The organism is Microbacterium testaceum (assembly GCF_006539145.1).
Classification (GTDB): Bacteria; Actinomycetota; Actinomycetes; order Actinomycetales; family Microbacteriaceae; genus Microbacterium; species Microbacterium testaceum.
In genome coordinates, this window is the sequence record NZ_BJML01000004.1 from 22,071 (window position 1) to 43,963 (window position 21,893).

Sequence of the window (21,893 nt, forward strand, 5' to 3'; positions counted from 1 at the left end):
GCATCCATCCTAGGTTCGAGCGTGTTCGCTAGGAGCGGGACGCACCGCCGCCGTCGCATCCGGCACGCTCGTAGAGTGGACGTATGCGTTCCTCTGCCCCGCTGTACGACCGCGCCCCCGCGGCGCCGCCCGTGCCGTCGGGCCTGCCGCTCGTGATCGCCCTCACCGGGTTCACGGATGCCGGTGGCGCGGTGACCCGCCTGGTCGAGTACTTCCGCAACGACGTGCAGCCCAACGCCCTCTTCGTCTTCGACAATGATTCGCTGCTGGATTACCGGGCACGTCGCCCCGCGATCACGTTCGTCGAGGATCACCTCACCGACTTCCGGCCAGCGCGCCTCGAGCTCTCGCTCGCGCACGACTCACTCGGACAACCGTTCCTTCTTCTTGCGGGTTATGAGCCCGACTTCTTGTGGGAGGCCTTCGCCGAGACCGTCCTCGAGCTGTCGGCGGGTCTTCAGGTGTCGTCGGTCACGTGGGTGCACGCGATCCCCATGCCGGTCCCTCACACGCGTCCGATCGGAACGACCGTGAGCGGCACCCGCCCCGACCTGGCCGAAGCGCACTCGGTCTGGCGCCCCCACACGCAGGTTCCCTCCACGGCGGGCCACCTGCTCGAGTACCGTTTCGCGGAAGCCGGAGCCAAGGTCGTCGGCTTCGCCCTCCTCGTTCCGCACTATCTCGGCGATACCGAATATCCCGCGGCGACCCTCGCGGCGCTCGACAGTCTCACGGTTGCCACCGGCCTGGTGTTCGCGGGAGAGGTCCTGCGCGAAGAGAACCGCGAGTTCCTCGGCAAGGTCACCGAGCAGGTCGAGGGCAGTGACGAGTTGACCCGCATGCTTGAGAACCTCGAGGAACGCTACGACGCCTATATGGCCGGCTCGACGCAGGCCACGCCGATCATCCACACGGGTGACCTCCCCAGCGCCGACGAGCTCGCCGCCGAGCTGGAGCGCTTCCTCGCCACCCGCCCCGGCGACGACGACCGCCGCGGCAAGCTCGGCTGACCGCAGCCTCGCCGCCCAGGTCGATGGGATGCCGAAGGCTCGGCATCCGGGAATGCCTCCGCCCTTGCGGACGTTGTCTACACATATAAACCCGGCCCACGTCAAGTCCCGGTCCGGGGATGTGAGATAATGAAGAACCTGACCCGTTGTCAACCGGACCAGGAGCCCCCGCTCCTCGGTTCGGGACTTGACAAGGGTCTTACTAGTGTCCGAGAACGACCGGTGGCCGTGCAGCGTACGTTCCCGGTGAAAGGCGAAACGTGGCAGACACGACAACCAAGACCCGCTCCCGGAGTGCGAAGGACACCGAACTCGAGAACTCCGAGGAGACCGTGACGGCGTCGAAGACGACGGCCGCCAAGAAGGCCCCCGCGAAGAAGGCCCCCGCCAAGGCCAAGGCGGCCCCCGCCAAGGCGAAGACGAAGGCCAAGAAGGACGACGACCTCGAAGAAGACGAGGAAGACGTCGAAGTGGGCGATGTCGAGATCGACGACAGCGACGACTCCGATGACGCGGCCAAGACAGACGCGAAGAAGTCCGACGACGACGACGAGGACGAGACCCCGGCGGCGCCCGCCGAGGCCCTCCCCACCGGCGCGATCGTCATCTCGTCGAGCGACGAGGACGACGTCCCCGTCTACTCCGCCCAGATCACCGGCGCGACCGCCGACCCGGTCAAGGACTACCTGAAGCAGATCGGCAAGGTGCCGCTGTTGAACGCGGCCGAAGAAGTCGAACTCGCCATGCGCATCGAGGCGGGTCTGTTCGCCGAAGAGAAGCTGTCGAACATGACCGCGGCCGAGAAGACGAGCCAACTGGGTCTCGATCTGCAGTGGGTCGCCCGTGACGGTCAGCGCGCCAAGAGCCACCTGCTCGGCGCCAACCTTCGCCTGGTCGTCTCGCTCGCCAAGCGCTACACCGGGCGCGGCATGCAGTTCCTCGACCTCATCCAGGAGGGCAACCTGGGCCTGATCCGTGCGGTCGAGAAGTTCGACTACACCAAGGGCTTCAAGTTCTCGACCTACGCCACCTGGTGGATCCGTCAGGCGATCACGCGCGCCATGGCCGACCAGGCCCGCACCATCCGCATCCCGGTGCACATGGTCGAGGTCATCAACAAGCTCGCCCGCGTCCAGCGCCAGATGCTGCAGGACCTCGGTCGCGAACCCACGCCCGAAGAGCTCAGCCGCGAGCTCGACATGACCCCCGAGAAGGTCATCGAGGTCCAGAAGTACGGCCGCGAGCCCATCTCGCTGCACACGCCCCTGGGTGAAGACGGCGACAGCGAGTTCGGCGACCTCATCGAGGACACCGAGGCCGTCGTCCCGGCCGACGCGGTGGGCTTCACCATGCTGCAGCGCCAGCTCGAGTCGCTCCTCGACTCGCTCAGCGAGCGCGAGGCGGGCGTGATCCGCATGCGCTTCGGCCTCGGCGACGGTCAGCCCAAGACCCTCGACCAGATCGGCGACACCTTCGGCGTGACGCGCGAGCGCATCCGTCAGATCGAGTCCAAGACCATGGCGAAGCTGCGTCACCCGAGCCGTTCGCAGTCGCTTCGGGACTACCTCGAATGAGCGGCGAGGCCAACGCCGGCAAGGCGCTCACCGTCACCGTCGAGGGGACGTCGTACGCCCGCATCCCGATCCGCACGCGGGTCGTCATGCCGGGCGACGACCTCGACGCGTTCATCCTCGAATACGCGAAGGATGCCGTGCAGCCGGGCGACCTGCTGTTCGTCACCGAGAAGATCGTCGCGATCACCCAGGGCCGGTCGTTCAAGCTCGACACGATCGCGCCCCGCAAGCTCGCGCTGTTCCTGTCGAAGTACGTCACGCGCACGCCGTACGGTATCGGCCTCGGCATGCCCGAGACGATGGAGATGGCGCTGCGCGAGTGCGGAACGCCCCGCATCCTGTTCGCCGCGGCCGTCTCGGCCGTGACCAAAGCGTTCGGACGCAAGGGCGATTTCTACCGCATCGCGGGCGACAAGGCACGCGCGATCGACGGCCCCACCAAGGGCACGATCCCGCCGTACAATCAGGCCGTCGTCCTCGGCCCGGAGCGCCCCCGCGAGGTCGCCGCTCGTCTGAAGTCACTGCTCGGCGGCGACCTGCAGGTCGCCGTCGTCGACATCAATGACCTCGGCGGCAACATCCTCGGCTCCACGATGGACAAGGCCGGCGAGAAGCGCCTCGTCGCGATTCTCAAGGACAACCCGCTCGGCCAGGGGCACGAGTCCACGCCGCTGGGCATCGTGCGCCACGGCTGACAGCCGCGTGAAAGGCCCGTCCCGTTCTCGGGGCGGGCCTTTTCGGTATCGGGATGCCGGCTCCCGCCGCCGTGCGATGGCTGAGGCCATCAGTCCCCCCGGCACCCCTGCCACGACCCCGAACTTTCGAGACACTCAGGACCCTCCGCAGGCACGGAGCTGAGTCCGTCGACGCCCCCGGATGCCGAGAGGCCCGCCCCCCCGCGGGGGACGGGCCTCTCGGCATCCGGGATCAGAACCCGATGGCCGCCTGATACCGCGGCTTGTGTCCGGTGCGGATGCCGGTGACGCTCGGTTTGTTCTCGTAGACGCCGGCGCCCCAGTTGCCCTCGACGAGCACAGGGCCCTCGGGGCCCACGACGATGTCCCAGCCCACGTACTGCACCTGCGGTACGACACGAGCGACCTGGTCGACGAACGCCGTGACCTCGTCGATCATCGGCAGCTGGAAGTCGGCGATGCGCACGCCCGAGTCGGGATGCAGCTCGTGCACGTGCCCGTGCGAGTCGTAGCCGGCGCCGAGGGCGTGGCCGTTCTCGTCGAGCATCGTGTAGAAACCGCCGAAGGTCATCTGGTCGCTGACCGCCCCCCGGCCGAACTTCTGGGCCATCGCCAGGATGTGCGTCTTCTCGCCGTCGAAGAACGCCGTGACGCGCGTGGTGTTCACGGTACCCGGGCAGACGGCCGCGAGGTCGTCGTGCTGGCGGATGACCTCTTCGACGAGGATCTCCCCACGCTCAAGCAGTCCGCGGTGGAACGAGCCCCAGTCCTCGACGTCGGCCGCGTGGTAGCGGTGCACGCCCGTTCCGGCCTGGCCGACCGGCTCCTTCGTGACGATGGTGCCGAGGCGTTCGGTGAAGGCGCGCAGGTCGTCGGCGTTGCCGGCATCCACCACCATCCACTCGCGGCGCAGGAACTCGCTGAACGTCCGGTCGAACTCGACCTTGTCCTGGAACAGGCCTCGGTAGTCGGGGTGGTCGTACTTCTGCGAGATCTGGTTCGACACCGGGTGCGTCATGTAGGTGGCGCGCTCGGCGGGGGTGAGGATCGCGAAGTCGTAGTCGATGTAGTCCTGGAAGCCGACGTTCTTCACACCCGCCTGGTACAGCATGTCGGCGACGACGAGCGGCAGGGCCTTGCCGTGCTGGGCGGAGGCCTCTTTGGCTCGTTCGACGACGGATCCGACATCGATGCGGCGGGCGCGGCCGGCGAGGTAGCGGAGGCGCGTGACGGGAGAGAAACCCTGCTGAGGCATGTGGCTCCGGGGTCGGGGAAGGAGGACCCCGTTAGTCTAAAGGGGTGTCCTCCACGCTCTCTGCCCGCTTGCCCGCGGCCGGGGGAGTGTCGCCCGTAGCCCGCATCTCCGAGTCCGCCCTGCTCCGGAACGCCCCTCTCGCCCTCGCGGCCGGTACCGGCTCCGGTGCCGACGACGTCTTCGCCGCCGACGCGTGGGGCCACGGCGCCGAGTGGGTGGCATCCGTGCTCTCGGATCTGGGGATGGATGCCGCACCCCTCGACGCCGCGGTCCTGTTCGGTCTGCCGGGCTCCCACGCACGGCCCGTGATGTCGCTGCACGGTCGGGCCCTCGGCACGAAGCCGCTTCTGCGCGGGGAGGGCGTCTCGTACGGCTACACCCACCGCGCGCCCCGCGACACCACCGTGGCCCTCGTGACGGGCGGCTATGCCCAGGGAGTCGTGCGGTCGCTGGGCAACACGGTGACGGTCTCGATCGGCGGTCGGCGGCATCGCATCGTCGGGCGCGTCGCGATGGACGTCTGCGTCGTCGACGTCGAGGGTCAGACCGTGCCGCGCGGGACCGAGGTCGTCTACTTCGGCGACCCGGCCGATGGCCACCCCTCGGTGGAGGAGTGGGCGGATGCCACAGGCCTCAGCGCCGCAGAAATCGTCGCCGTGGTGGGCGTCCGTGCCGATCGGAGAGTGACCGGATGAGCGCCGTGTACCGCGTCGACCTCGACGCTCTCGCCCGCAACCTCGCCCGCGTGCGCGAAGCGGTCGCCCCCGCCGCCCCCATGCTCGTCGTCAAGGACGACGCCTACGCTCACGGGTTGGAACCGATCGTGAGGCGCGCCGTCGCGGAAGGCGTCCGGTGGATCGGCGCCTTCGACGTGGCCACGGGGGCCGCGGTGCGCCGCATCGCCGGGCCCGACGTGCGCATCTTCGTCTGGCTCATCGGCGGACGCGACGACCTGGCCGCCGGCGTCGCCGTCGATCTCGATCTCGGCATCGGCGACGAAGCGCTGCTCGCCGACCTCGCGGGGCTCCCCGTCGAGCACCCGGCCCGGGTGCACCTCAAGATCGACACCGGCCTGCATCGCAACGGCATCCGCCCCGAGCGGTGGGAGGCCGCCCTGGCGCAGACCTCCGCGCTGGTTGCCGACGGTCACGCCGCCTTCGAGGGGATCTGGTCGCACATCTCGGAGGCCTCGGATGCCGACGACGACGACGCTCGTGCGGTCTTCCTCGCCGCACGAGAGACGGCGCGCGCCGCGGGACTCGACCCGCGCTTCTCGCACCTCGCCGCGAGTGCCGCCGGTTTCGCCCGCGGGGAGTTCCGGGAGGATCTCGTACGCGTGGGGGCGTTCTCGTACGGCATCCGTCCCGCCGGCGGGCCGAGCGAGGGCGAGCTGGGGATCGAACCGATTGGCCAGCTCTCCGCCACCGTGACGGCGGTGGATCTCGCGGGCGTGCACCTCGACATCGGCGCCCTGCACGGGCTGCCGAGCACCCTGGCCGGGCGCTTCGACGTGCTGACGCCCGAGGGGCCGCGGCGCGTGGAGGCCATCGGCCCGACGGACACGGTGCTCGCCCCGTGGGCCGACGCCGCACCCGGCGATGAGATCGCCCTCTTCGGCCCCGGTGCGCTCTTCGGAGTCACCGACCTCGCCGAACTCGTCGACACGATCGGCGAAGAGATCGCCCTGCGTATCTCGCCCACCGTCCCTCGCGTATACGTCAGCGCGCACGCCTGATACGAAGAACGGGCCCCGACGCACGAGGTGCACGGGGCCCGTTCTGACGGAATGGTCTTATTCGGCGGCGCTGAGTCGCGCCGTCTCGTCGTGCCACGAGGTGGCGACGCTACGGAGCTTCTCTTCGTACTTGCGGCCGTGGTGCGCGCAGAACAGCAGCTCGCTGCCGTTGACCGTCGCGGCGATGTACGCCTGTGCGCCGCAGGAGTCGCAGCGATCGGCCGCCGTCAGGCGGTGATCGAGGACGGCTGACGCTTCGGGTGCAGTCGTGGTGGTCATGTCGGGTGCCCTCCTCAGGTGGTCGTGGGCGAGTCTCCATATACAACCACGCGGATGTTTCCCCTATGCCGCGGCTTGATCACATTTCGCTGTGCGCGTACGGTGACCCGACCTCGCTGTGTGTCTGGCAGGCGATGTCGGCGCCTCCGATTACGCTGGGAGATCGTGACCTCCGAGTACTCCGCCCATCACCTGCAGGTCCTCGAGGGCCTCGAAGCCGTGCGCAAGCGCCCGGGCATGTACATCGGGTCCACCGACTCCCGCGGTCTCATGCACTGCCTGTGGGAGATCATCGACAACTCCGTCGACGAGGCCCTCGGCGGTCACGGCTCACGCATCGACATCGTGCTGCACGACGACGGCAGTGTCGAGGTGCGCGACCGTGCTCGCGGCATCCCGGTCGATGTCGAGCCCCGCACCGGACTGACCGGCGTCGAGGTCGTCTTCACCAAGTTGCACGCGGGCGGCAAGTTCGGCGGCGGCTCGTACGCGGCGTCGGGCGGCCTGCACGGCGTCGGCGCCTCGGTGGTCAACGCCCTCTCCGAGCGTCTCGACGTCGAGGTCGACCGCGGCGGCAAGACCTACGCGATGTCCTTCCACCGCGGCGAGCCCGGCATCTTCGCGGGCGACGCCCCCGACTCCACATTCACGCCGTTCGAGCGCAAGAGCGAGCTGCGCGTCGTCGGCAAAGCTCCGCGCGGTGTCACGGGAACGCGCATCCGCTACTGGGCCGACCGCCAGATCTTCACGAAAGACGCCGCTTTCGGCCTCGACGAGCTCGTCCAACGCGTGCGTCAGACCGCGTTCCTCGTCCCCGGTCTCGAGATCGTCGTGCAGGACGAACGGGGCGAGGAGCGCGTCGAGACGAGCTACCGCTTCGACGGCGGCATCTCGGAGTTCGCGGAGTTCCTGGCACCCGACGCCGCGGTCACCGACACCTGGCGTCTCACCGGCACCGGCACCTTCACCGAGACCGTCCCCGTGCTGCAGCCCGGCGGATCCATGATCCCGACCGATGTCGAACGCGCGTGCGAGGTCGACATCGCGGTGCGCTGGGGCACGGGGTACGACACCACGACCCGCTCGTTCGTCAACATCATCGCCACGCCCAAGGGCGGCACGCACCAGCAGGGCTTCGAGCAAGGCCTCATGAAGGTGCTCCGCTCGCAGGTCGAGCAGAACGCCCGCAAACTCAAGGTCGGTAACGACAAGATCGAGAAAGACGACTTGCTCGCCGGTCTCACCGCGGTCATGACCGTGCGCCTGCCCGAGCCGCAGTTCGAGGGCCAGACGAAGGAGATCCTCGGAACTCCCGCGGTGCGGCAGATCGTGGCATCCGTCGTCCAGAAAGAACTCGCGGCCCGCTTCGCCTCTCCCAAGCGCGACGACAAAGCGCAGACCGCGCAATTGCTCGAGAAGATCGTCTCCGAGATGAAGGCGCGCATCTCGGCGCGCACTCACAAAGAGACGCAGCGTCGCAAGAACGCCCTCGAGTCGTCGTCACTGCCCGCGAAGCTCGTCGACTGCCGATCGAACGACGTCAACGACTCCGAACTGTTCATCGTCGAGGGCGACTCCGCTCTCGGCACGGCCAAGCTCGCGCGAAACAGCGAGTTCCAGGCGCTCCTGCCCATCCGCGGCAAGATCCTCAACACGCAGAAGGCCTCGATCAGCGACATGCTGTCGAACGCCGAGTGCGCCTCGATCATCCAGGTCATCGGCGCCGGCTCCGGCCGATCGTTCGATCTCGACGCCGCCCGCTACGGCAAGATCATCCTGATGAGCGACGCCGACGTCGACGGCGCGCACATTCGCACGTTGCTGCTCACGCTGTTCTTCCGGTACATGCGTCCCCTCGTAGAAGAGGGCCGGGTCTTCGCGGCCGTACCGCCGCTGCACCGCGTGATCGTCATGAACCCGGGCACGAAGCCGAACGAGACCATCTACACGTACAGCGAGCAGGAGCTCCACACGCTGCTCACCAAGCTCAAGCGCGGCAACAAGCGCTGGCAGGAACCCGTTCAGCGGTACAAGGGGCTCGGCGAAATGGATGCCGACCAGCTGGCGACCACCACCATGGATCGCGCCGGCCGCATGCTGCGCCGGGTGCGCGTGACGGACATGGAGGCCGCGGCATCCGTCTTCGACCTGCTCATGGGCAGCGACGTCGCCCCGCGCCGTGAGTTCATCATCGACTCGAGCGACCGTCTCGCACGCGAGCGCATCGACGTCTGAGGCCCTCTTCGCCGGCGCCCCGCCCGGGTCCGCCTCGACGCGTACCGCCGTACGGACTCGAGCCCCGGCGGCGTCGCGCGCGAGGCCCCCGGCCCAGCGCGCCGCCGATGGACTCCGCACGACGGCACCCGAGCCGCCCCCGACGGAGCAGCAGGTTCAGCGGACGACGGTGCCGACAGCACCGATGACGGCCTCGAGCGGCTGGCCCGACGCGTCGCGCTTCGCTCCCGACTCAGGCAGCGCCCGCACCGAACCATCGGCGCCGACCGCGCGCGGCTCCGTGCCGACCCAGGCGAGCACGAGCGCGTCTTCGCCGCGCAGCAGACGCTGCGCACGCACACCACCGGTGGCTCGGCCCTTCGCGGGGAACTCGGTGAACGCCGACACCTTCGCGCTGCCCGCGTCCGTGCCCGGGAGTGCATCCGACGAACCCGCGACCGTGACCACGACGGCGTCGAACGCCGAGGCACCGACCACGGCGAACGAGATCACCCGGGCGCCGTCGGAAAGACGGATACCGGCCATACCTCCCGCGGATCGTCCCTGCGGTCGCACGGATGAGGCCTCGAAACGCAGCAGTTGCGCGTCGCTCGCGACGAAGACGAGCTCGGCGTTGTCGCCGGCGGGGGCAGCGCCGACCACACGGTCACCGTCGCGGAGCGAGATGATCTCGATCTCGTCCTTCGTACCCAACTCGGTCGCTGCGACGCGCTTGACGACCCCCTGCTCGGTGCCGAGGGCGATCGTGGGGGAGTCGACCAGCGGCACGAGAGCCACGACCTTCTCGCCCTTCCCGAGAGCGAGGTACTGCTCGACCTTGGTACCGGCAGCGACCTGCACGGAGTTGGCGGGAACCGAGGGCAGGTCGACGGGGGAGAAGCGGACGAGGCGTCCGGCCGACGTGACCGCTGCGATGTCGCCGCGGGTGGTCGTGTCGACGGACGAGCGGATGGCGTCGTGCTTCGACCGACGCGCGGGCGCGACCACGCCACCGGCGGGAGCGTCGGCGACGAGCTCGGCGCGCACCATGCGGCCCGTGGCCGACAGGTACACCCGGCACGGCGCGTCCGCGATCTGCAGGTCCGCCGCGGCCGCGGCCTTCGCCGAGCGCGGCTGGACGGGACCGCCGTTGAGCAGCATGGTGCGCCGCGGCGTGCCGTACGCCTCTGCCGCGGCATCCAGTTCTCTCGCCACCTGCTGGCGCAGCAGCGTCTCGCTGCCGAGGAGTTCGACCAGCTGAGCGATCTCGGCGTTCAACTGGTCGCGCTCTGCCTCGAGCTCGATGCGCGAGAACTTGGTCAAGCGACGCAGGCGAAGTTCGAGGATGTACTCCGCCTGAGGGTGCGAGAGGTCGAAGACCTCCTGGAGCTTCGTGCGCGCCTGCTCCCCGTCGTCGGACGAGCGGATCACCTGGATGACCTCGTCGATGTCGAGGATCGCGATGAGCAGGCCCTCGACCAGGTGCAGACGTTCGCGCTTGCGCGCCAGACGGTACTCGCTGCGTCGCGTGACGACGCGGATGCGGTGATCGATGTAGACGCGCAGCATCTCGCGCAGACCGAGCGTCTGCGGCTGCCCGTCGACCAGGGCGACGTTGTTGATACCGAAGGAGTCTTCGAGCGGGGTCAGTCGGTACAACTGCTCGAGCACGGCCTTGGGATCGAACCCGGTCTTGATACCGATGACCAGGCGCAGACCGTTGTTGCGGTCGGTGAGGTCGGTGACGTCGGCGATGCCGGTGAGCTTCTTCGCCTGCACGGCGTCTTTGATCTTCTCGATCACGCGCTCGGGGCCGACGAGGTAGGGAAGCTCTGTGATCACGATGCCGGTGCGCCGTGGTCCGAGGGACTCGATCGACGCCTTCGCCCGCGTGCGGAACGTGCCGCGACCGTTCGTGTAAGCGTCCTTGATGCCGTCGAGGCCGACGATGATGCCGCCCGAGGGCAGATCGGGACCGGGGACGAACTCCATGAGCTCTTCGACCGTGGCGTCGGGGTGCTGCAGGAGGTGGATGGCGGCCGCGACGACCTCGATGAGGTTATGAGGCGCCATGTTCGTGGCCATACCGACCGCGATGCCCGTCGCCCCGTTGACGAGGAGGTTGGGGAACGCCGCCGGGAGCACCTCGGGCTGCTGGAACTGGCCGTCGTAGTTGGGGATGAAGTCGACGACGTCCTCGTCGAGGTTCTCGGTGAGCGCCAGAGCCGCTGCCGCCAGGCGCGCCTCGGTGTACCGAGGGGCGGCGGGACCGTCGTCGAGCGAACCGAAGTTGCCGTGCCCGTCCACCAGGGGAACGCGCAGCGAGAAGTACTGCGCCAGGCGCACGAGCGCGTCGTAGATCGGGGCGTCGCCGTGAGGGTGGAGCTTTCCCATGACCTCGCCCACGACGCGCGCGCTCTTGACGTGCCCGCGGTCGGGGCGCAGGCCCATCTCGGCCATCTGGTAGAGGATGCGGCGCTGCACGGGCTTGAGCCCGTCTCGGGCGTCGGGAAGGGCACGCGAGTAGATGACCGAGTAGGCGTACTCGAGGAACGACCCCTGCATCTCAGTCGAGACATCGACGTCTTCGATGCGCTCGGTCACGGGCGAGGAGGAACGGGAATCGGGCATGGATACGGCCTCGGGTCGGGCGGGCGTCGCGTCTCGACGGGGATCGGGACTCCTGTGGAAGACTGGGCCCGATGACTTTCAGCCTACCGGCGGACCCGCCGCGCTCTCGGAGCCTCACCGGTGTGGTGACCCAGTCGATCGCCGCGTTGACGGGTGAATCGGAATGGTTCGCTCCGGCCCGCAGCGCGATCGTGCTGCTCGTGGACGGGCTCGGAGCGCACAACCTGGCGTCCCGACGCGGGCACGCGCGGTTCCTCGGCACCGTGGGGGGCCGCAAAGACGTCGCCCGTACCGTCTTCCCCTCGACCACGGCGGCTGCCCTCACGAGTCTCCTGACCGGCGCGGAGCCCGGCAGCCACGGAATCGTGGGCTACCGCACCCGCATCCCGCACACCGACGTGGCATCGAATCAACTGCACGGCTGGGAGACCGACGGCCTCGACCCCCTCACCTGGCAACGACGCACGCCCCACTTCGCCGCGCGCGCCGAGGCCGGGTTGCCCAGCTTCGTCGTCTCGCGCCCGAGCTACACCGGCACCGGCTTCACCGAGGCGACGCTGCGCGGGGCGGAATTCGTCTCGTCCGACGACCTCGACGAGCGCGTGGACCTCGCCGCCGATCTGGCTGCGCGGCATCCGGGATCCCTCACCTATCTCTACGCACCCGAGCTCGACACCGCGGGGCACCGCGACGGGTGGGAGTCCGACCGATGGACCGACGCCCTGGAGCGGGTGGATGCCGCCGCCCGACGCCTCGCCGAGACCATCGACCCGCGCACGGGCATCGTCATCACGGCCGACCATGGAATGGTCGACGTCCCCGCGCACAAGCACGTGCTGCTGCGCGAGGGCGACCCGCTGCTCGACGGTGTCGCCCTCATCGGCGGTGAGCCCCGCATGCTCCACCTCTACACGAACGAGGGGCGAGCGGATGCCGTGGCCGCGCTGTGGCGCGAGACCGAGGCCGCGAGAGCCTGGGTGCTCACGCGCGACGAAGCAATCGCGGCCGGGCTGTTCGGCGCCGTCGACGACGAGGTGCGCCCGCGCATCGGGGACGTGCTCGTTGCCGCACGCGGACGCTTCGCCTACTACGACGACCGCGAGGCCGACAAGCGCCCGCAGCGCATGGTGGGCCAGCACGGCTCACTCACGGACGAGGAGCGCACGGTGCCGCTCCTGCGTCTGGGCGCCTTCGCCTGAGGGGGATTCGATGGCCGGCGCGCCGGCATCCGTCCACCGGGGATGAATGAGGGTGGTCGACCGGTCCCGGTCGACTCCGCGGACCGGACGAGCCGTCGTCAACTCTCGTCGGAGCGGGCGCCGAACACGATCTCGTCCCATGACGGCATCGAGGGACGACCCTTCGTGCGCCGGCCGTTGTCGGCCGGCGGGCGCTCCGACTCGTTCTGCGTCTGGTCGGCCTCGTCGGCGTACCCCGGCTCGACGGCGTCGAACAGGGCGACCGGCGGGCTCGAGGGGCGCGGCTCGGGCTCCACGGTCTCGGACGCGCCGGGCAGCGGCTCGCGTTGGCCACGGCGACGGCGAAGTGCCTCGAGAAGGTCCGCGGTCTCGGCCGACGTCACGGGGGCGTCCGGCGAGCGCTTGATCGCAGCCGTTTGAACGGCGGTGGCGACGGGTCCGGTCGCTTCCACGCCCGGCTCGTCGTCGATGTCGATGCGGCGAGGGCCGAAGGCTCCGCTGTCGAAGCGCGAGTCGTCCTTGGAAACGTTGTCGAGGGCGCGCAGGCGGGGGATCAGCCCCTCGGGCAGCGATCCCTGGCGCGAGAGCTGGATGGCATCGGAGTTCTGCGGCGAGAGGACGCTGCGACGCGGGTCGAAGCTCCAGCGCGCGTCATGGTCGATGCCGTTGGCCGTGAACTCGAGCTTGACGGACCAGCCCGAACTCTCTTTCCAGCTCGTCCAGCGCTCGGCGGAGGCGCCTGCTTCGGTCAGCTTCGCGCGCACGGCCGCACCGAAGGTGATGGGGGAGTCGTGCTCGAGGGTGCCGCCCAGCAGAACCGGCACGGCCAGGGCCTGCGCGACGACGTGTTCGCGCTCGGCGAGGACGGGACCCTCGAAACGCTCGACGTCCTCGACACGGGCGTTCAGAAGCGCCGCCACCTCGCGAGCAGACATGCCTGCGCGGATGTGCGCCTGGATCTCTCGGGGGCTCGGGCGCGGGGCACGGTCGTCGTCCTCGCGGTCCCGACGCGCACGGCGCGCCTCGGCGCGCAGCACCTCATCGAGCGCGAGGGCGAAACGTTCGCCCGCCTGCGTCGCCACGACGAGGACGTCATCTTCGGTTCCGATGACTTTGAGCTGTTCCATACGAAACACCCCTCCGATCTGCGGTCAGCGTTCATGCTGTCACGCGCGTCGCCCGCAGACGGGAATATCGCGGGCGCGCCGCGAGTTTCCCGTCAGGCCTGACACGCTCGCCCCTCCCGGAGCATTTGCTTATCGAGGACGGGTCATGCAAACTATGGCCGCCCGATCGGGCACCCGATGGGGCACAGCACCACGAAATCCGGAAGTAGAGACCTGCACGCATGGCAACCGATTACGACGCACCGCGCAAGACCGAGGACGACAGCGAGTCGATCGAGGCCCTCAAGGAGCGCGTGCCCGACAAGGCGTCGGGGTCGATCGACAACGAGGATGCCGACAACCCCTCGGGCTTCGAACTGCCCGGCGCCGACCTTTCCGACATCGAGCTCGATGTCGTCGTGCTTCCCGCTCAGGAAGACGAGTTCACCTGCATGAACTGCTTCCTCGTGAAGCATCGTTCCCAGATCGCGGAAGAGAGCGGCCCCGGCTTCATCTGCCTGGAGTGCGCAGCCTGACCTGAGCACGCTGGATCGCCGCCACCAGGCGATCCGGCGTGCGGGTGGACACCACCCACGACGGGGTCGGGTCGTCTGGATCGGTCACGGGAACCGTGACCACACCATCGATCCCACCCCGGATCACGTGCCACGCCCGGTGGTCGAGACCACTCCCTCGGGCCGTGCGGGCCTCCTCGGCGACGACGCCGGCAGGAACGCCCAGAAGATCGACCGGGATGTGGGCGCGTCCCGCGCGCAACTCTCCGTCGCGGATCTCGATGACGGGCGCGATCGCCAGCAGACCCGACACGATCCCCACCGACACGAGAAGCCCGATGAACAGGGCCAGAGTCGTGTCCAGCGGCGAGAAGACGACCGCCGCCATGGGACCGCACACGGCTGCGGCGACCAGTGCCCACAGCGACGGGCTCAGACGCTCTCGGTACTCGGCTGCGGTGCGGATGCCGCACCCCCTCTTCTGCATTACCCTCGTGGGGTGACCGAAACGGTGGACGTCCTCATTGTCGCATCCGAGCCTCCGGTCTTCGCCCACCCCGGCGACGCCGGAGCCGACCTGACCGCCGCGGAGGCGCTTCGCCTCGAGCCCGGACGCCGCGCTCTCGTCTCGACGGGGGTACGCATCGCGCTTCCCGAGGGGTACGCCGCATTCGTCGTTCCGCGGAGCGGTCTCGCCGCCAAGCACGGCATCACGATCGTGAACTCGCCCGGGACGATCGACGCCGGCTACCGCGGCGAGATCAAGGTCGCCCTCCTCAACACCGACCTCGACCAGCCCTACGACATCGCGGTCGGAGACCGCATCGCCCAGCTCATCGTGATGCCCGTCCCCGCCGTGCGCTTCGTCCCCGTGGACGAGTTGCCCGACAGCGTGCGCGGTCAAGGCGGCTTCGGATCGAGCGGATACCAGACTCTGCAAGGGAGCACCCGATGACCGACGACGAGTCGCAGACCACGCCCGAGAACACCGATACCGAGGCCGTCGATCCCGGCACCGAAGCCGCGCAGGCGACGAAGAGCGCCCCGGCGGACCGCGAGACCGCGGGACCGTTCGACGAGGCCGAAGCCAACCCCGTCCGCCCCTACATCGACCTGGGCGCGATCAAGATCCTCCCGCGCGAGGGTCTGAACCTCCGCCTCGAGGTCGAAGAGCAGACCAAGCGCATCGTGGCCGTCGGCCTCGACTACGCCGATTCGACTCTGCAGGTGCAGCCGTTCGCCGCTCCGCGTTCGAGCGGTCTGTGGGAAGAGACGCGCGACCAGATCCGCCAGCAGGTCAAGCAGCAGGGCGGCCGTGTCGAGGAGCGCGAGGGACCGCTCGGCCCCGAACTGCTCGCCGAGGTTCCCGTCGCCGGTGCGGACGGTGCGAGCAAACGCCTCGCTCGTTTCGTCGGTGTCGACGGGCCCCGCTGGTTCCTCCGCGGCGTCGTCGGGGGAGCGGCGACGAACGACGTCGAGGCCGCCGCGGCCGTCGAGGATCTTTTCCGCTCGATCGTCGTGGTGCGCGGGTCGTCCCCGATGCCTCCGCGTGATCTCATCCCCCTCCGGATGCCGTCGAGCCCCGGAACGGCATGAGCGACGACCCCACCCGCGCGGCGCGAGAAGACGACCGCGTCCCCCTCGATCCGCCGTCCGCGGCGGAGAGCGTGAGCGCGGCTCTCGGAAACGCCGCACGCCGCGCGGGCCTCGACCCGGCGAAGCACACCTCGACCGGCGCGGCCGTGTGGTCGGCGATGGGCGGGGTGCGCGGCATCCTGGAATCCGTTCTTCCTTCTCTCGCGTTCGTGGTGCTGTTCACGGTCACGATCGACCCCGAGACACGCCAGGGGAACCTGTGGGTGAGTCTCGGCGTCTCGGTCGGGCTCGCTGTCGTCTTCACGCTCGCGCGTCTGATCGCGAAGTCGCCCCCCAGCGCGGCGATCGGCGGACTTCTCGCGACCGCCGGCGCAGCCGTGCTCTCGCTCGTGACGGGACGCGGGCAGGACAACTTCGTGCTCGGGTTCTTCACCAACGGGGCGTACGGAACGGCTTTTCTCGTGTCGGCGCTCATCGGCTGGCCACTGATCGGTCTGGCGGCGGGATATCTGCTGGGCGAGGGCACCCGCTGGCGCGGCGACCGTCGCAAGCGCCGCGCCTACACCTGGCTCTCGATCGCGTGGGCGGCCCTGTTCGCCGCCCGCCTCGCGGTGCAGCTGCCGCTGTACTTCGCGGGAGATGTGACGGCGTTGGGGACGCTCAAGATCGTCATGGGCCTACCGCTGTTCGCCCCGATGCTGGCGGTGACGTGGCTCGTCGTCCGCGCTCTCCACCCTCGTCGCGAGTCCTGATATTATCTTGACATCAAGATAAATCCGTCGCCTCGAGCGGTTAGGTCCACCTTCCTGGAATCGGCCTCTCCCCGCGGGGAAGATGGAGAAATGCGGGCTGACGCCTGCGCATTCGCCGACGAAGGAGACGATCGTGTCCACGGTTGACAGCTTCGGTGCCAAGAGCACCCTGACGGTCGGCAGCACCGACTACGAGATCTTCCGCATCGACACGGTCGCCGGTCACGAGAAGCTCCCGTTCAGCCTCAAGGTGCTGCTCGAGAACCTTCTGCGCACCGAGGACGGCGCCAACGTCACCAAGGAGCAGATCGAGGCGCTCGGCTCGTGGGTCCCCACGGCCGACCCCGACACCGAGATCCAGTTCACTCCGGCCCGCGTGGTCATGCAGGACTTCACCGGTGTGCCGTGCATCGTCGACCTCGCCACCATGCGCGAGGCCGTCACCGCCCTCGGCGGGGACCCCAACAAGATCAACCCGCTCTCGCCCGCCGAGATGGTCATCGACCACTCGGTCATCGCCGACCTGTTCGGCAGCGAGAACGCTCTCGAGCGCAACGTCGAGATCGAGTACGAGCGCAACGGCGAGCGGTACCAGTTCCTCCGCTGGGGCCAGACGGCCTTCGACGATTTCAAGGTCGTCCCCCCGGGAACCGGCATCGTGCACCAGGTCAACATCGAGCACCTGGCGAAGGTCATCTACGACCGCTCGGTCGACGGTGTGCTCCGTGCGTACCCCGACACCTGCGTCGGCACCGACTCGCACACCACGATGGTCAACGGCCTCGGCGTGCTCGGTTGGGGCGTCGGCGGCATCGAGGCCGAGGCGGCCATGCTCGGCCAGCCCGTGTCGATGCTCATCCCGCGCGTCGTCGGCTTCAAGCTCTCGGGCGAGATCCCCGCGGGCGTGACCGCGACCGACGTCGTTCTGACGATCACCGACATGCTGCGCAAGCACGGCGTCGTCGGCAAGTTCGTCGAGTTCTACGGCGAGGGTGTCGCCTCGGTTCCGCTCGCCAACCGCGCCACCATCGGCAACATGAGCCCCGAGTTCGGCTCGACCGCCGCGATGTTCCCCATCGACGACGTCACGCTCGAGTACCTGCGCCTGACCGGTCGCGACGAGCAGACGGTCGCCCTCGTCGAGGCGTACGCCAAGGAGCAGAAGCTCTGGCACGACGCCGACCGTGAGTTGGTCTTCAGCGAGTACATGGAGCTCGACCTCTCGACGGTCGTCCCCTCCATCGCCGGCCCGAAGCGTCCGCAGGACCGCATCCTGCTGTCCGAGGCGAAGTCGCAGTTCGAAAAGGACATCCTCAACTACGCCGGCGGCGCGACCTCGGACTCCGTCGTCGACCTCGAGGTCGACGGCACGTTCCCGGCGTCCGACCCCGGTTCGGTCCCCGGGGAAGAGCACGAGCACGTCACCGAGACCGAGGTGCTCGTCTCGTCGGGCCACCCCGCGAACGCCTCCAACCCGGTGCGCGTCACCACGCCGGAGGGCCAGTCGTACCTGCTCGACAATGGCGCGGTCACTCTGGCAGCCATCACATCGTGCACGAACACCTCGAACCCCTCGGTCATGATCGCGGCCGGCCTTCTCGCCAAGAACGCCGTCGACAAGGGCCTCAAGCGCAAGCCCTGGGTCAAGACCACGCTCGGCCCGGGCTCGAAAGTCGTCACCGACTACTACGAGAAGTCCGGCCTCGACAAGGCGCTCGAGGGTCTCGACTTCTACACGGTCGGCTACGGCTGCACGATCTGCATCGGCAACTCGGGCCCTCTGATCGAAGAGGTCTCCGAGGCGATCAACGAGAACGACCTCGCCGTCACGGCCGTCCTCTCGGGAAACCGCAACTTCGAGGGACGCATCAGCCCCGACGTGAAGATGAACTACCTGGCCTCGCCGCCGCTGGTGGTCGCCTACGCCCTCGCCGGTTCGATGAACTTCGACTTCGAGACCGACGCGCTCGGCAAGGACCAGAACGGCGAAGACGTCTTCCTCAAGGACATCTGGCCCGCCCCCGACCAGGTGCAGACGATCATCGACGCGTCGATCTCGCGCGAGCAGTTCATCCAGCAGTACGCCACCGTGTTCGAGGGCGACGAGCGATGGAAGAACCTCCCCACCCCGACCGGTCCGGTCTTCGAATGGGATGCCGACTCCACCTACGTGCGCAAGGCTCCCTATTTCGACGGCATGACCATGCAGCCCGACGCGGTGCGCGACATCACCGGCGCTCGCGTGATGGCGACGCTCGGCGACTCGGTCACCACCGACCACATCAGCCCGGCCGGCAACATCAAGGCGGGCACCCCTGCCGCGCAGTACCTGATGGAGCACGGAGTCGCCCAGAAGGACTTCAACTCCTACGGATCGCGCCGTGGTAACCACGAAGTCATGATCCGCGGCACCTTCGCCAACATCCGCCTGAAGAACGAACTCACCGCGGCCGTCAACGGCGGCACGGTCGTCGAGGGCGGCTACACGCGTGACTTCACCCAGGAGGGTGGCCCGCAGTCCTACATCTTCGACGCGAGCCAGAACTACCAGGATCAGGGCACCCCGCTGGTGATCTTCGGCGGCAAGGAGTACGGCTCCGGCTCCTCGCGCGACTGGGCGGCCAAGGGCACGAACCTGCTGGGCGTCAAGGCCGTCATCACCGAGAGCTTCGAGCGCATCCACCGTTCGAACCTCATCGGTATGGGCGTCGTTCCGCTGCAGTTCCCGGCCGGCGAGAGCTGGAAGTCGCTGGGCCTCGACGGCACCGAGATCGTCTCGATCGAGGGCCTCGAGCAGCTCAACGAGGGCGTCACGCCCAAGACGGTGAAGGTCACCGCCGAGCCGAGCGAGTTCTCGCCCGAGGGCAAGCAGACCGTGTCGTTCGACGCCGTGGTCCGCATCGACACCCCCGGTGAGGCCGACTACTACCGCAACGGCGGAATCCTGCAGTACGTGCTGCGTTCGCTGGTCTGACCCACGACGGAAGTGCCCCGGAAGCCCCGTGCTTCCGGGGCACTTCGCTTTCGACCTAGACCACGCTGGCGCGATCTGCGCAAGCCGTTGCCGGGCCGGTACACCCTCCGGAGACTAGAATTGACCCGTACGCGCGGACCCCGCGCGCATCGCACGAGAGGAGTCTGATGGCTCTCCTACCCGGCATTCACGGTCCCCGTGACCTCGATGGGCTGACCCCCGACCAACTGCGGCAGCTGGCCGCGGAAGTCCGCTCATTCCTCATCGAGAAGGTCTCCCGCACGGGCGGGCACCTCGGCCCGAACCTCGGCGTCGTCGAGCTGACGATCGCTCTCCACAAGGTCTTCGACTCCCCGTCCGACCCGATCATCTTCGATACCGGACACCAGTCGTACGTGCACAAGATGCTCACCGGCCGTCAGGACTTCACGGCCCTGCGTTCCCGCGGAGGCCTGGCGGGCTACCCGCAGCGTGCCGAGAGCGAGCACGATGTCGTCGAGTCGTCGCACGCCTCGAGCTCCCTCAGCTGGGCCGACGGCGTCTCGCGGGCTTTCAGCCGCACCGGTCGCCGCGACCGCCACGTCATCGCCGTGGTCGGCGACGGCGCACTCACCGGCGGGATGACCTGGGAAGCACTCAACAACATCAGCGACGACAACGAGCGCAATCTCGTCATCGTCGTGAACGACAACGGGCGATCGTATGCGCCGACCATCGGCGGGATGGCGCGTTACCTCAATCGCGTGCGGACCAACGACGCGTACCGCACGCTGCACCGCGGCTCCGACACGCTCTTCCGTCGCCTGGGTCCGGCCGCGCGGGCCGTCTACCGCGGCGTGCGCGGCGGCACCCACGGCTTCCTGTCGCGCTTCACGAACAACGAGGCGCTCTACAGCAACCTCGACATCAAGTACCTGGGTCCCATCGACGGGCATGACTTCGAATCGCTCATCGAGACGCTCGAGCTCGCCAAGTCGTACGGTGCCCCCGTGATCGTGCACGCCATCACCGACAAGGGCAGCGGCTACGCCCCCGCGATGAGCGACGAGGCCGATCAGTTCCACGCCGTGGGCAAGATCGACCCCGTCACGGGCGAGGCCATCGGCGCGGGCGGTGGTCTGCAGTGGACCGACGTCTTCGCCGAGGAGCTGACGAAGGTCGGTGGAGAGCGCGACGACATCATCGCCATGACCGCGGCGATGCTGCGCCCCACCGGTCTCCAGCAGTTCGCCGAGCGCTTCCCCGAGCGCGTGTACGACGTGGGCATCGCCGAGCAGCACGCCGTGGCATCCGCCGCCGGTCTCGCCTTCGGCGGGCTGCATCCTGTCGTCGCGATCTACGCGACGTTCATGAATCGCGCGTTCGACCAGGTCATGATGGACGTCGCCCTGCACAAGGCCGGCGTGACCTTCGTGCTCGACCGCGCCGGAGTCACCGGTCCCGATGGCCCGAGTCATCACGGCATCTGGGATCTGGCGATGCTGCAGCTCGTTCCCGGCATCCGGATCGCCGCTCCGCGCGACGCCGCACGTTTGCGCGAGGAGTTCCGCGAGGCCACGGCCGTCGAGGACGCCCCCACGGTCGTTCGATACCCCAAGGGCAAGGTGAACGCCGACGTCGAGGCCGTCGAGCGCCTGCACGACGGTGTCGACGTCCTGAGCCGCGGAGCGAGCGAGGATGTGCTGCTGGTCGGTATCGGCCCGATGGTGCACCTGGCCCTCGAGGTCGCCGAGCGTCTCGAGGCGCAGGGTATCGGCGCAACGGTGATCGACCCGCGCTGGGCGATCCCCGTGCAGCCGTCGGTGATCGAGCTCGCACGCGAGCACCGCCTGGTGATCACCATCGAAGACGGCATCCGCGTGGGCGGCGTCGGCACGCGCGTGCGTCAGGTGCTGCGCGAGGCCGGAGTCGACACGGCCGTCGATGAGCTCGGCATCCCCGACGAGTTCATCGACCATGCCACCCGTGAGCAGATCCTCGAAGACGCCGGCCTCACCGCGTCGAAGATCGCTCACGACGTCGTTGCGCAGGTGCTCGGGACCCGCGTTCCCATGGCGCGCCAGACTCCGACCGGCTCGATCCCCACGATCGAGGAGTGGGAGAAGTCGCGCCGCTGACGCGGCGGCACGGTCGAGAACGGGGGGGGGATGAGGGGATTCCGGCCCGTTCGTCGTGTGCGCCCCGTCACGAGGACAGGGGATGCCGCAGGAACAGGCTGAACCGGGCGCGAGAAACCTGTTCTCGACGCTTGCCCTGTGTTCCCGTGGCAACCCCGGCCTGCCGCGACGCACCGGTCGTCGCGTCGCCAGAACAGGGGATGGACCCGGAACAGGCCGGAACGAACGACACTCACCTGTT

General features: G+C 68.7%; 18 protein-coding genes. 13 read left to right on the plus strand and 5 right to left on the minus strand.

Annotated elements, in window-relative coordinates; all coding sequences use genetic code 11:
• Positions 1 to 83 precede the first annotated feature (83 nt).
• The 3 genes from MTE01_RS07600 (at position 84) to MTE01_RS07610 (ending at position 3,279) form a co-directional block, all read left to right on the plus strand.
• Positions 84 to 1,010 carry a proteasome assembly chaperone family protein gene (locus tag MTE01_RS07600; protein WP_103209388.1) on the plus strand — a complete coding sequence of 309 codons (927 nt, stop codon included), beginning with the start codon at positions 84 to 86 and terminating at the stop codon, positions 1,008 to 1,010.
• Positions 1,011 to 1,270: 260 nt separating this feature from the next.
• Positions 1,271 to 2,584 carry an RNA polymerase sigma factor gene (locus MTE01_RS07605; protein WP_141376663.1) on the plus strand — a complete coding sequence of 438 codons (1,314 nt, stop codon included), beginning with the start codon at positions 1,271 to 1,273 and terminating at the stop codon, positions 2,582 to 2,584.
• Complete coding sequence (locus MTE01_RS07610) at positions 2,581 to 3,279, plus strand: coenzyme F420-0:L-glutamate ligase (protein ID WP_103209393.1); 699 nt, start codon at positions 2,581 to 2,583, stop codon at positions 3,277 to 3,279. The genes MTE01_RS07605 and MTE01_RS07610 overlap by 4 nt, the downstream gene beginning before the upstream one ends.
• Before the next feature lie 232 nt (positions 3,280 to 3,511).
• Here MTE01_RS07610 and MTE01_RS07615 read toward each other — a convergent pair whose 3' ends face one another.
• The gene (locus MTE01_RS07615) at positions 3,512 to 4,534 is read right to left on the minus strand and encodes a sugar-transfer associated ATP-grasp domain-containing protein (RefSeq protein WP_103209395.1); all 1,023 of its coding nucleotides are present in this window, start codon (positions 4,532 to 4,534) and stop codon (positions 3,512 to 3,514) included.
• 44 nt (positions 4,535 to 4,578) lie between these two features.
• Here MTE01_RS07615 and MTE01_RS07620 point away from each other — a divergent pair, with 44 nt between their 5' ends.
• Together MTE01_RS07620 and MTE01_RS07625 are read left to right on the plus strand one after the other, a co-directional pair.
• Positions 4,579 to 5,229 carry an alanine racemase C-terminal domain-containing protein gene (locus MTE01_RS07620; RefSeq protein ID WP_141376665.1) on the plus strand — a complete coding sequence of 217 codons (651 nt, stop codon included), beginning with the start codon at positions 4,579 to 4,581 and terminating at the stop codon, positions 5,227 to 5,229.
• Positions 5,226 to 6,269 carry an alanine racemase gene (locus tag MTE01_RS07625; protein ID WP_141376666.1) on the plus strand — a complete coding sequence of 348 codons (1,044 nt, stop codon included), beginning with the start codon at positions 5,226 to 5,228 and terminating at the stop codon, positions 6,267 to 6,269. Before MTE01_RS07620 ends, MTE01_RS07625 begins: the two co-directional genes overlap by 4 nt.
• Positions 6,270 to 6,326: 57 nt before the next feature.
• Here MTE01_RS07625 and MTE01_RS07630 read toward each other — a convergent pair whose 3' ends face one another.
• Complete coding sequence (locus MTE01_RS07630) at positions 6,327 to 6,548, minus strand: DUF7455 domain-containing protein (RefSeq protein WP_103209401.1); 222 nt, start codon at positions 6,546 to 6,548, stop codon at positions 6,327 to 6,329.
• A gap of 162 nt (positions 6,549 to 6,710) precedes the next feature.
• Here MTE01_RS07630 and MTE01_RS07635 point away from each other — a divergent pair, with 162 nt between their 5' ends.
• Positions 6,711 to 8,783, plus strand: a complete 2,073-nt coding sequence (locus MTE01_RS07635; protein WP_103209970.1) for a DNA gyrase/topoisomerase IV subunit B — start codon at positions 6,711 to 6,713, stop codon at positions 8,781 to 8,783.
• Positions 8,784 to 8,939: 156 nt separating this feature from the next.
• Here the strand turns inward: MTE01_RS07635 and MTE01_RS07640 are convergent, their stop codons facing one another.
• Positions 8,940 to 11,393, minus strand: coding sequence for a DNA gyrase/topoisomerase IV subunit A (locus MTE01_RS07640; protein ID WP_103209403.1), 2,454 nt, complete (start codon positions 11,391 to 11,393; stop codon positions 8,940 to 8,942).
• 71 nt (positions 11,394 to 11,464) lie between these two features.
• Here MTE01_RS07640 and MTE01_RS07645 point away from each other — a divergent pair, with 71 nt between their 5' ends.
• Complete coding sequence (locus MTE01_RS07645; protein WP_116239784.1) at positions 11,465 to 12,592, plus strand: alkaline phosphatase family protein; 1,128 nt, start codon at positions 11,465 to 11,467, stop codon at positions 12,590 to 12,592.
• 98 nt (positions 12,593 to 12,690) lie between these two features.
• On the opposite strand, the gene sepH is transcribed toward MTE01_RS07645, so the two are convergent.
• The gene (gene sepH / locus MTE01_RS07650) at positions 12,691 to 13,719 is read right to left on the minus strand and encodes a septation protein SepH (protein WP_103209408.1); all 1,029 of its coding nucleotides are present in this window, start codon (positions 13,717 to 13,719) and stop codon (positions 12,691 to 12,693) included.
• Between the two features lie 221 nt (positions 13,720 to 13,940).
• On the opposite strand from sepH, the gene MTE01_RS07655 reads away from it, so the two are divergent.
• On the plus strand, positions 13,941 to 14,234 hold the full coding sequence (locus MTE01_RS07655; RefSeq protein ID WP_055837222.1) for a DUF4193 domain-containing protein: 294 nt from the start codon (positions 13,941 to 13,943) through the stop codon (positions 14,232 to 14,234).
• Here MTE01_RS07655 and MTE01_RS07660 read toward each other — a convergent pair.
• Positions 14,209 to 14,700: a DUF3093 domain-containing protein gene (locus MTE01_RS07660; protein WP_103209410.1), complete on the minus strand. Its 492-nt coding sequence runs from the start codon at positions 14,698 to 14,700 to the stop codon at positions 14,209 to 14,211. The two genes, MTE01_RS07655 and MTE01_RS07660, sit on opposite strands and share 26 nt — an antisense overlap.
• 12 nt (positions 14,701 to 14,712) lie before the next feature.
• Here MTE01_RS07660 and dut point away from each other — a divergent pair, with 12 nt between their 5' ends.
• From dut to dxs, 5 genes are all read left to right on the plus strand, one after another.
• Entirely contained in the window at positions 14,713 to 15,168 is a 456-nt protein-coding gene (gene dut, locus MTE01_RS07665; RefSeq protein ID WP_174799663.1) for a dUTP diphosphatase, read from the plus strand.
• Positions 15,165 to 15,809, plus strand: coding sequence for a DUF3710 domain-containing protein (locus MTE01_RS07670; RefSeq protein WP_103209413.1), 645 nt, complete (start codon positions 15,165 to 15,167; stop codon positions 15,807 to 15,809). Before dut ends, MTE01_RS07670 begins: the two co-directional genes overlap by 4 nt.
• Positions 15,806 to 16,561, plus strand: a complete 756-nt coding sequence (locus tag MTE01_RS07675) for a DUF3159 domain-containing protein (protein ID WP_103209416.1) — start codon at positions 15,806 to 15,808, stop codon at positions 16,559 to 16,561. Before MTE01_RS07670 ends, MTE01_RS07675 begins: the two co-directional genes overlap by 4 nt.
• Positions 16,562 to 16,694: 133 nt before the next feature.
• Positions 16,695 to 19,535, plus strand: a complete 2,841-nt coding sequence (acnA, locus tag MTE01_RS07680) for an aconitate hydratase AcnA (RefSeq protein WP_103209975.1) — start codon at positions 16,695 to 16,697, stop codon at positions 19,533 to 19,535.
• A 167-nt stretch (positions 19,536 to 19,702) separates the two neighbouring features.
• Positions 19,703 to 21,652 carry a 1-deoxy-D-xylulose-5-phosphate synthase gene (gene dxs / locus MTE01_RS07685; RefSeq protein ID WP_141376668.1) on the plus strand — a complete coding sequence of 650 codons (1,950 nt, stop codon included), beginning with the start codon at positions 19,703 to 19,705 and terminating at the stop codon, positions 21,650 to 21,652.
• The last annotated feature ends 241 nt before the right edge of the window (positions 21,653 to 21,893 follow it).

Excerpts from the sequence above, each read along its gene's own strand:
- MTE01_RS07600 (WP_103209388.1), top strand. The coding sequence starts at position 84 with ATGCGTTCCTCTGCCCCGCTGTACGACCGCGCCCCCGCGGCGCCGCCC.
- MTE01_RS07610 (WP_103209393.1), top strand. The coding sequence starts at position 2,581 with ATGAGCGGCGAGGCCAACGCCGGCAAGGCGCTCACCGTCACCGTCGAG.
- MTE01_RS07615 (WP_103209395.1), bottom strand. The coding sequence starts at position 4,534 with ATGCCTCAGCAGGGTTTCTCTCCCGTCACGCGCCTCCGCTACCTCGCC.
- MTE01_RS07625 (WP_141376666.1), top strand. The coding sequence starts at position 5,226 with ATGAGCGCCGTGTACCGCGTCGACCTCGACGCTCTCGCCCGCAACCTC.
- MTE01_RS07630 (WP_103209401.1), bottom strand. The coding sequence starts at position 6,548 with ATGACCACCACGACTGCACCCGAAGCGTCAGCCGTCCTCGATCACCGC.
- MTE01_RS07640 (WP_103209403.1), bottom strand. The coding sequence starts at position 11,393 with ATGCCCGATTCCCGTTCCTCCTCGCCCGTGACCGAGCGCATCGAAGAC.
- MTE01_RS07645 (WP_116239784.1), top strand. The coding sequence starts at position 11,465 with ATGACTTTCAGCCTACCGGCGGACCCGCCGCGCTCTCGGAGCCTCACC.
- sepH (WP_103209408.1), bottom strand. The coding sequence starts at position 13,719 with ATGGAACAGCTCAAAGTCATCGGAACCGAAGATGACGTCCTCGTCGTG.
- MTE01_RS07655 (WP_055837222.1), top strand. The coding sequence starts at position 13,941 with ATGGCAACCGATTACGACGCACCGCGCAAGACCGAGGACGACAGCGAG.
- MTE01_RS07660 (WP_103209410.1), bottom strand. The coding sequence starts at position 14,700 with ATGCAGAAGAGGGGGTGCGGCATCCGCACCGCAGCCGAGTACCGAGAG.
- MTE01_RS07670 (WP_103209413.1), top strand. The coding sequence starts at position 15,165 with ATGACCGACGACGAGTCGCAGACCACGCCCGAGAACACCGATACCGAG.
- MTE01_RS07675 (WP_103209416.1), top strand. The coding sequence starts at position 15,806 with ATGAGCGACGACCCCACCCGCGCGGCGCGAGAAGACGACCGCGTCCCC.
- dxs (WP_141376668.1), top strand. The coding sequence starts at position 19,703 with ATGGCTCTCCTACCCGGCATTCACGGTCCCCGTGACCTCGATGGGCTG.